Source organism: Streptomyces sp. NPDC059373 (assembly GCF_042751495.1).
In the GTDB taxonomy this organism is placed as follows: Bacteria; Actinomycetota; Actinomycetes; order Streptomycetales; family Streptomycetaceae; genus Actinacidiphila.
This window is the reverse complement of record NZ_JBHYXC010000050.1, coordinates 37,465-45,317: the sequence shown is the minus strand read 5'-3', so window position 1 is coordinate 45,317 and position 7,853 is coordinate 37,465. Positions and strand designations below refer to the sequence as shown.

Here is a 7,853-nt window from a genome sequence, read left to right as displayed (position 1 = left end):
CAGTTCCGAGCGAGCGAGGAACAGGGCGGGCGAGGATAGCTGTCTCATAGGACCCACCCCGACACGCCCCCGACCCACCCACGAACCGAACGCGCACCCGGCGCAGGCGGCGTCAGCCGACCGGCGCCCACCGCGCCGCGAACGCCGCGGCGTCCCACGTGCCGCCGAGTTGCGGGGCGAGCCACTCCGGGGCGGCGGCGCGGAAGCGCTCCGGCGGAAGCGTGCCGACGCCGGCAGGGATCGCGCCCAGCAGCGGGGCGTCGGCGACGTCGGGGAGGTCGGCGAGGTTGCAGCGGGCGGCGAGGTCGGGGGCCTCGGGCCAGGAGCCGATGACGAGGCCGAGGCAGCTCAGGTCGCGGGCGGCGAGGGCTTCCGCGGTCAGCGCGGCCGAGTTGAGGGTGCCGAGGCCGGCCGGGGCGACCAGCAGGACGCGGGCGCCGACCAGGCGGGCGGCGTCGGCGAGGGTGGCGCCCTCCTCGTCGTACCGTACGAGCAGGCCGCCGGCGCCCTCTACCAGGACCACGTCGTGCACGGCGGAGAGCTTGGCCGCGGCCTCCGCGATGTCGGCCGGGCCGATCGCCGGGAGCCCGGCGCGGCGGGCGGCCGTCGCGGGGGCCAGGGGGTCGGGGTAGCGGGCGAGTTCGACCGCGGTGACCTCGCCCGCGAGGCGCGCGACCTCCGCCGCGTCCCCGGGCTCACCGTCGAGGACTCCCGTCTGCGCGGGCTTGAGCACGGCGACGCTCAGCCCCTGCGCGACGGAGGCCGCCGCGACGGCGGCCGTGACCACCGTCTTGCCGATCTCCGTACCGGTCCCGCTGACAACGACAATCGCCATGAAAAACAAGCCCTCTCGGTTCAGCCCGCAGCCGCCGCCGCGCACACCGCGGCGCAGATCCGGGCCACATCCTCGTCCCCGGTGACGTACGGGGGCATTGAGTAGACCAGATCCCGGAAGGGCCTGAGCCACACCCCGGCCCCGACCGCCGCCCGCGTCGCCGCGGCCATGTCCACCTCGTGGTCCAGCTGGACGACGCCGATCGCGCCCAGCACCCGTACGTCCCGGACCCCCGGCACCTGGTGGGCGGCCGCCAGCCCGTCCCGCAGCCCGGCCTCGATCCGCTTGACCTCCTGCGCCCAGTCCTGTCCGAGCAGCAGGTCGATGGAGGCGCAGGCCACCGCGGCGGCGAGCGGATTGCCCATGAAGGTCGGCCCGTGCGCCAGCACCGGGACGTCGCCCCGCGAGATGCCTTCCGCCACGCGCTCGGTGCACAAGGCGGCCGCCATCGTCAGATAGCCGCCGGTGAGCGCCTTGCCGACGCACATCACATCCGGCGAGATCCCGGCCTGCTCGGCCGCGAAGAGCGTGCCCGTGCGCCCGAAACCGGTCGCGATCTCGTCGAGGACCAGCAGCACGTCGTGCTCGTCGCACGCCTCCCGCAGCACCCGCAGATAGGCGGGGGAGTGGAAGGTCATGCCGCCCGCGCCCTGCACCACCGGCTCGACGACGACCGCCGCCAGCTCGTCCGCGTGCCGGGCGACGGTCTCCCGCAGGTGCTCCGCGTACGCGTCCTCGTACGCCGCCGGGGGCGCGTCGGCGAAGACCTGACGCGGCAGCACCCCGGCCCACAGGTCGTGCATGCCGCCGTCCGGATCGCACACCGACATCGGCTGCCAGGTGTCGCCGTGGTAGCCGCCCCGCCAGGTCATCAGGCGTTGTTTGCCGGGCCGGCCGAGCGAACGCCAGTACTGCAGGCACATCTTCACCGCGACCTCGACCGACACCGACCCGGAGTCGGCGAGGAAGACGTGCCGCAGCGGCTCCGGTGTGATCTCCACCAGCTTCGCCGCGAGCCGCACGGCGGGCTCGTGGGTGAGCCCGCCGAACATCACATGGCTCATCCGGTCCAGCTGCCCGCGCGCGGCGTCGTTGAGCACCGGGTGGTTGTAGCCGTGGATCGCCGACCACCAGGACGACATGCCGTCGACCAGCTCGCGTCCGTCCGCGAGCCGCAGCCGCACCCCCGACGCCGACTCGACGAGCAGCGGCTCGTTGCGGCCCGGCATCGGCCCGTACGGATGCCAGACGTGCTCCCGGTCCAGGTCGAGCAGCTCGCGCTCCCGCTCACGCATTGGGCGCGAGATCCGTCCCGGCGCCCCGGCGGCGCACCGCGACCAGATCCGTACGCGGCTCGGTGTGGGGCTCGGTGCGCGGCTCGGGCGTGGCGCACGCACTGCCGCCGGAGTCACCGCACGGTGCGCAGCCGCCCTCCGCCCGGTGCTCGGGCAGCGTCACCTGGTCGGTGCCCTCCACCTCGAAGCCGGCGTCGGCGATCATGTCGAGGTCGGTCTGACCGGCCTGGCCCTCGCTGGTGAGATAGTCGCCGAGGAAGATCGAGTTGGCCAGGTGCAGTGCGAGCGGCTGCAGGCTGCGCAGGTGCACCTCGCGGCCGCCGGCGAGCCGGACCTCGACGTCCGGGCAGACGAAGCGCACCATCGCCAGGATCCGCAGGGCGCGCTGCGGGGTGAGGTTCCACTCCTTCGCCAGCGGGGTGCCCTCGAAGGGGATCAGGAAGTTGACCGGCACCGAGTCCGGGTCCAGCTCGCGCAGCGCGAAGACCACGTCGACCAGGTCCTCGTCCGACTCGCCCATGCCCGCGATCAGCCCGGAGCAGGCGGACAGCCCGGCGCCGTGCGCCTTCTGCACCGTGTCCACCCGGTCGGCGTACGTATGGGTGGTCGTGATGTCCCCGTACGTTCCCTCGGACGTGTTGAGGTTGTGGTTGTACGCGTCCGCGCCCGCCGCCCGCAGCCGCTCGGCCTGGCCGTCGGAGAGCAGCCCGAGGCAGGCGCACACCTCGACGCCCTCGTTCGTCTCCTTGATCGCCTCGATCGTCTGCGAGACCCGGTCCACGTCGCGGTCGGTCGGCCCGCGGCCGCTGGCGACCAGGCACACCCGCTTGGCGCCGCCCGCGACCCCGGCGGCGGCCGCCTTGGAGGCCTCTTCGGGCTTGAGCCAGGTGTACTTGAGGATCTCGGCCTTGGAGCCCAGCCGCTGCGAGCAGTACGAGCAGTCCTCCGGGCACAGGCCGGATTTCAGATTGACCAGGTAGTTGAGCTTCACTCGGCGGCCGAACCACTGGCGGCGCACCCGGCCGGCCGCGGCCACCACGTCGAGGAGGTCGTCGTCGGAGGTGGCCAGCACCGCCAGCGCCTCGTCCCGGGTGGGCAGCTCACGGCGCAGCCCCTTGTCCACCAGCGTCTTCAGCAGATCCATAGCCGCGATCCTGACGCAACCGACCGCTCCGGGCCAAGGGCGGAACCCACAACTCCGCTCGACTCGGGTGTGTGCATCACCACACCGTGTCACGAGGACCTGACCGCTACGTTGCTCACCGGACCCCTTACACCGCCTCCGACCACCAGGGACGACCATGAGCCGCGTCACCTCCGACCCGTTCCACTGGCTCGACGCCCACGCCGACCAGCGCCGTCGTGCCGGGCTGGTCCGTACGCTCCGCCCGAGGCCGGCCGAGTCCCCGCTCCTCGACCTCGCGAGCAACGACTACCTGGGCCTGGCCCGGCACCCGGAGATCACCCGTTCGGGTGCCGACGCGTGCCTGCGCTGGGGCGCCGGCTCGACCGGTTCTCGACTGGTGACCGGGTCCACCGAACTGCACGCCGAGCTGGAGGCGGAGCTCGCCGACTTCTGCGGATTCGAGGCCGCACTCGTCCTCGCCTCCGGCTACGCCGCCAACCTCGCCGCCGTCACCGCGCTCACCGGCCGGGGCGGTCTGCTGGTCTCCGACAGCGGCAACCACGCCTCGCTCATCGACGGCTGCCGGCTCTCCCGTGCCGAGACGGCCGTCGTCCCGCACGCCGACCCGGAGGCCGTCGCCAAGGCCCTGGACGGCCACCGCCTGGCCGACGGGCCCGCCGTCGCCGTCACCGACTCGGTCTTCTCGGTGGACGGCGACGCCGCCCCGTTGCCCGAGCTGGCCGCCGTCTGCCGCGACCACGGCGCGGCCCTGCTGGTGGACGACGCCCACGGGCTCGGCGTGCTGGGCGACGGCGGGCGGGGCGCGGCGGACGCGGCGGGGCTGGCCGGCTCGCCCGGTCTCGTATGCACCGCGACGCTGTCGAAGTCGCTCGGCAGCCAGGGCGGAGTGGTCCTCGGCCCGGCTCGCGTGATCGAGCACCTGGTCAACGCGGCCCGTACCTTCATCTTCGACACCGGCCTCGCCCCCGCCGCCGCCGGTGCGGCGCTGGGCGCGCTGCGGCTGCTGTGCCGAGAGCCCGATCGTGCGGCACGGGCCCGTGCGGTGGCCCGTGAGCTGTACGAGCGGCTGACCGCCGAAGGGCTGGTGGCGGTCGCGCCGGACGCCGCCGTGGTGTCGGTGCGCGCTCCCTCACCGGAAGCGGCGGTGCGCTGGGCGGCGGACTGCCGTGCCGGGGGTCTCGCGGTCGGCTGCTTCCGTCCGCCGTCCGTGCCGGACGGGATCTCCCGGCTGCGGCTCACCGCGCGCGCCGATCTGACGGACCGGCAGATCTCCGATGCCGTCGGAACCATCGTGCGCACGGCGCCGCGCGGCTGAACTCAGCCGCTCTCGGTCATCACCGTGCCGAGAAACCGTTCCCAGGCGGCCGGCGCGAAGAGCAGTGCCGGTCCCTCCCGGTCCTTCGAGTCGCGTACGGCGAGCTGCCCTGAGCCCAGACGAGCCGTCTCTACGCAGTTGTTCGCCGCGGTGCTGTAGCTGCTGCGTCGCCACTGTGCCTCGGCGAGAGCCTCACTGGACGATACGTACCGGGGCTGTGCGGGTGGCATGGTGCCTCCTTAAGCGCCTTAGCCGGTCCCGGCAATGCTGGAGATGTAGACCAACGAGTCTTCGTGCGGCAGGGCGTGGGAGTGCAATCGGTCGAACGCGGCGCTGTACGCCCTGAGATCTTCTTTCCGATCCAGATAGAGACTACTCGTCAAATGGTCGAGAACAACAACATCCAGATCGGCAATGCGCGGAAATGAGAAGATTACGAAAGGCCCGGTAACGCCGATGTGACCTCCGGCAGAGAAAGGCAGCACCTGCAGTCGCACATGCGGCAGCGATCCGATCTCGACGAGATGTCGTAATTGCGCCGCCATGATCTCCGGTCCGCCGACCCCGCGTCGCAGTACCGCCTCGTCCAGCACCGCCCACAGCTCCAGCGGCGGATCGGCCCGCAGCACCGCCTGCCGCGCGATCCGTACATCCACCAACGCCTCGACCTGCCGCGGCGCCAGTTGTGGCAATACCGATCGGGTCAATTCCCTGGCATATGCGGGCGTCTGCAATAGGCCGGGCACCACCGTGGTCTCCAATGTGCGGGCCCGGCGGGCGTCGGTCTCCAGAGTGATGAAATCCCGGTATGTCGACGGCAGCACCTCCCGGTACTCCTGCCACCAACCGCCCCGTGCGCCCTCCCCGGCCAGCGCGTCGAGCAACTCCCGTAATTCCGGGTCGCCCACCCCGTAGGCGTCGAGCAGCGTCGCCACGTCCTCGGGCCGGACGCTGCTGCGCCCGGTCTCGATGCGGCTGACCTTCGACTGGTGCCACCCGACCAGGCGGGCCGCCTCGCCACTGGTCAGCCCGGCCAGGTCACGCTGGCGCCGCAGCTCCGTGCCGAGCTTCCGGCGGCGTACGGCGGGCATGTGCTGCATGCTGGGTCACTCCTCCTGGGCCCGGCTCGTGCGGGGCCGGACGCCCTTGCGCAGTCTGCCGCGCAAATACGTTCTCGCGTAGCAGAGTTCACTGCTTCGAGCGACAGATATATGCATATCCCGGTGGACGGACCGGAATAACGGCACTATGAGTGGCACTCTGGCGCGAAGTAGTCGTTCACGGGCGTACCGTACGCCGGAGTCCCGGGCACGGCGGAAAAGGGACATGTCCTCATGGCAGACCACCAGGAAGCATCCGTCACCCTGCCGAGCGACCCTGCCTCGGTTCCCGCGGCACGCCGCTACGTCAGCGAGCTACTGACGGAATGGGGAATGTCCGACGCCGCACCGGCCGTGGACGCCGTACGGCTCATCGTCTCCGAGCTGGCCACCAACGCCGTGCTGCACACCTTCGGCCAGTCACCCACCTTCACCGTCGACGTCCAGCTCGACCGCGACGAGCAGCTGCGCATCGGCGTCACCGACAGCCACCCCCGCTGGCCGCAGCGCCTTCCCGCCGCCGTCCAGCAGGACAACGGGCGCGGCATGGTGATCATCCGTCACCTGGCAGCCGAGTCCGGCGGCAAGCTCCTGGTCACCCCCACGGACGACGGCGGCAAGACGGTCTGGATCACCCTTCCGTGGGGCGCGCCCGTGCAGTGAGGCGCCCCCGGGTCAGCGCTTGTCGACCCGGGGCAGGTTCCGCCGGAGCGCCCACGGCAGTACGCCCCACAGGCTCCCGCACACCACCAGGGTGGCCACCGCCGCCGCGATGCCCGCGGCACGGCCCAGCACCACATCGACGACCAGCATGACCGCGCCGGTGAAGGACAGCCCCAGCATCGCCAGCCCGATGCTCGCCAGCAGCGACGACACATCGACGATCAGCCGCTTGGCCCGCCGCCGGAACAGCCCCCGGTGCACCGCCGCCGGGGCGGTGAAGAGGGCGGCGGACAGCATGGCGAGCAGCAGCGTCGCGATGTACGTGCCGCGCTGCACGTCGTCCAGCGTGGGGAAGCGCTGGGTGAACGCCAGGGTCAGCAGAAAGGCGAACAGGATCTGCACCCCGGTCTGCGTGACGCGCAGCTCCTGCAACAGCTCGGCGAAATTCCGGTCGGCGCGCTCCAGCGGCGTTTCGCCCCGCTCGGCATCCGCCTCATTCGAGTCGGCCGCCTCGTTCGCCTCGGCCGCCTCGTCCCCGGATTTGTCGTCCATGGGGTGATTGTTGCCGCTGATCCGCGTTCTAGTGCCGTGACCGGCAATGTTTGCCCGTCAAGGAGCGTCGTCCGGTGCGTGCGATCGCAAGGCGGCCGGAAGTCCTTGTAGCGGAGCTACCAGGACTTTTGGCCAACGCCGCGAGCGTGCGTGCTGGGCGGCGCGACAGGGCAAAGCTTGCCGGGAGGGGCACTAGCCGTGCTCCGGGCCGCCCCGGGGAACCAGCAGCGCCTCCGCGCCCACCGGCGAGAAGCCGGCCGCCAGCAGCGCCCGTACGCTCGCCGCGTTGCCCGGCGCGATCTGCGCCCACAGGGTCTCGCCCTCCGGTACGAGATGCCGCGCCGCCCGCGCCAGCCGCCGCCCCAGCCCGGCCCCCCGGGCCCCGGGATCGACCTCGACGGCGACCTCCCAGCGGCCGGCGACACCGCGCCCGGTCAGCACCGTCCCGCCGGGCACCGTCCAGGCCCGTACGTCGTCGCGGTGCCGGAGCGCTCGTACGATCCGCGGGTGCGAGCGGTCCTCGGTCGGATCGAGCTCCAGGCCGAGGTCGTGCGGCGGCGGCCCGGGCAGCGAGGAGGCGAGGGTGAGCAGGTCGATGTTGTTGACCTGCCGCCCGAGACGCTCGGACAGGGCGGTGAGGAAGGGCGGATTCAGCGGCGCCGAGAAGTCGCCGGGCGGCAGCAGCCCCCGTATCCACTCCGGATCGGCGTCCGCGAACACCACGGCGTGCGCGGTGAAGGAGACCACCCCCGCGTCGCGCGGCGAGGGCTGCGGCACGATGGTCACGCCGCCGTCGGCCGGCGGGAAGACACCTTTCGCGGCGTCGGCCAGGATCCGTTCCAGGGTCAAGCGGTGCCTCCGGGTGTGCTCGGGGTGGGTGGGCGTGGGGGGGCCCGCCCGCCCGGGCCCCCCCCCCCCGGGGACCAAAAAAAACACACCCACCCCC

General features: G+C 72.4%; 9 protein-coding genes. 2 read left to right on the top strand and 7 right to left on the bottom strand.

What is annotated here, in order from left to right:
• Positions 1-112 precede the first annotated feature (112 nt).
• Genes bioD through bioB form a run of 3 tightly spaced genes read right to left on the bottom strand, consistent with a single transcriptional unit; the run spans position 113 to position 3,274 of the window.
• Complete coding sequence (gene bioD, locus ACFXJ5_RS36655) at positions 113-835, bottom strand: dethiobiotin synthase (RefSeq protein ID WP_384641291.1); 723 nt, start codon at positions 833-835, stop codon at positions 113-115.
• Between the two features lie 20 nt (positions 836-855).
• Entirely contained in the window at positions 856-2,130 is a 1,275-nt protein-coding gene (locus ACFXJ5_RS36650) for an adenosylmethionine--8-amino-7-oxononanoate transaminase (RefSeq protein ID WP_384641288.1), read from the bottom strand.
• Entirely contained in the window at positions 2,123-3,274 is a 1,152-nt protein-coding gene (bioB, locus tag ACFXJ5_RS36645; protein ID WP_384641285.1) for a biotin synthase BioB, read from the bottom strand. Before bioB ends, ACFXJ5_RS36650 begins: the two co-directional genes overlap by 8 nt.
• Before the next feature lie 157 nt (positions 3,275-3,431).
• Here bioB and ACFXJ5_RS36640 point away from each other — a divergent pair, with 157 nt between their 5' ends.
• Positions 3,432-4,592 (top strand): 8-amino-7-oxononanoate synthase, encoded by a 1,161-nt coding sequence (locus tag ACFXJ5_RS36640; RefSeq protein WP_384641282.1) that lies wholly within the window; start codon positions 3,432-3,434, stop codon positions 4,590-4,592.
• 2 nt (positions 4,593-4,594) lie between these two features.
• Here ACFXJ5_RS36640 and ACFXJ5_RS36635 read toward each other — a convergent pair whose 3' ends face one another.
• Together ACFXJ5_RS36635 and ACFXJ5_RS36630 are read right to left on the bottom strand one after the other, a co-directional pair.
• Positions 4,595-4,822: a DUF397 domain-containing protein gene (locus tag ACFXJ5_RS36635; protein WP_384641279.1), complete on the bottom strand. Its 228-nt coding sequence runs from the start codon at positions 4,820-4,822 to the stop codon at positions 4,595-4,597.
• A gap of 18 nt (positions 4,823-4,840) precedes the next feature.
• The gene (locus ACFXJ5_RS36630) at positions 4,841-5,692 is read right to left on the bottom strand and encodes a helix-turn-helix domain-containing protein (protein ID WP_384641277.1); all 852 of its coding nucleotides are present in this window, start codon (positions 5,690-5,692) and stop codon (positions 4,841-4,843) included.
• A 234-nt stretch (positions 5,693-5,926) separates the two neighbouring features.
• On the opposite strand from ACFXJ5_RS36630, the gene ACFXJ5_RS36625 reads away from it, so the two are divergent.
• Positions 5,927-6,355, top strand: coding sequence for an ATP-binding protein (locus ACFXJ5_RS36625; RefSeq protein ID WP_384641274.1), 429 nt, complete (start codon positions 5,927-5,929; stop codon positions 6,353-6,355).
• Between the two features lie 12 nt (positions 6,356-6,367).
• Here the strand turns inward: ACFXJ5_RS36625 and ACFXJ5_RS36620 are convergent, their stop codons facing one another.
• Together ACFXJ5_RS36620 and ACFXJ5_RS36615 are read right to left on the bottom strand one after the other, a co-directional pair.
• Positions 6,368-6,907, bottom strand: coding sequence for a DUF6328 family protein (locus ACFXJ5_RS36620; protein ID WP_384641272.1), 540 nt, complete (start codon positions 6,905-6,907; stop codon positions 6,368-6,370).
• 192 nt (positions 6,908-7,099) lie between these two features.
• Entirely contained in the window at positions 7,100-7,756 is a 657-nt protein-coding gene (locus ACFXJ5_RS36615) for a GNAT family N-acetyltransferase (RefSeq protein WP_384641269.1), read from the bottom strand.
• Positions 7,757-7,853 lie beyond the last annotated feature (97 nt).

Coding starts and splice junctions, on each gene's coding strand:
- bioD (WP_384641291.1), bottom strand. CDS start 835: ATGGCGATTGTCGTTGTCAGCGGGACCGGTACGGAGATCGGCAAGACG.
- ACFXJ5_RS36650 (WP_384641288.1), bottom strand. CDS start 2,130: ATGCGTGAGCGGGAGCGCGAGCTGCTCGACCTGGACCGGGAGCACGTC.
- bioB (WP_384641285.1), bottom strand. CDS start 3,274: ATGGATCTGCTGAAGACGCTGGTGGACAAGGGGCTGCGCCGTGAGCTG.
- ACFXJ5_RS36640 (WP_384641282.1), top strand. CDS start 3,432: ATGAGCCGCGTCACCTCCGACCCGTTCCACTGGCTCGACGCCCACGCC.
- ACFXJ5_RS36635 (WP_384641279.1), bottom strand. CDS start 4,822: ATGCCACCCGCACAGCCCCGGTACGTATCGTCCAGTGAGGCTCTCGCC.
- ACFXJ5_RS36630 (WP_384641277.1), bottom strand. CDS start 5,692: ATGCAGCACATGCCCGCCGTACGCCGCCGGAAGCTCGGCACGGAGCTG.
- ACFXJ5_RS36625 (WP_384641274.1), top strand. CDS start 5,927: ATGGCAGACCACCAGGAAGCATCCGTCACCCTGCCGAGCGACCCTGCC.
- ACFXJ5_RS36620 (WP_384641272.1), bottom strand. CDS start 6,907: ATGGACGACAAATCCGGGGACGAGGCGGCCGAGGCGAACGAGGCGGCC.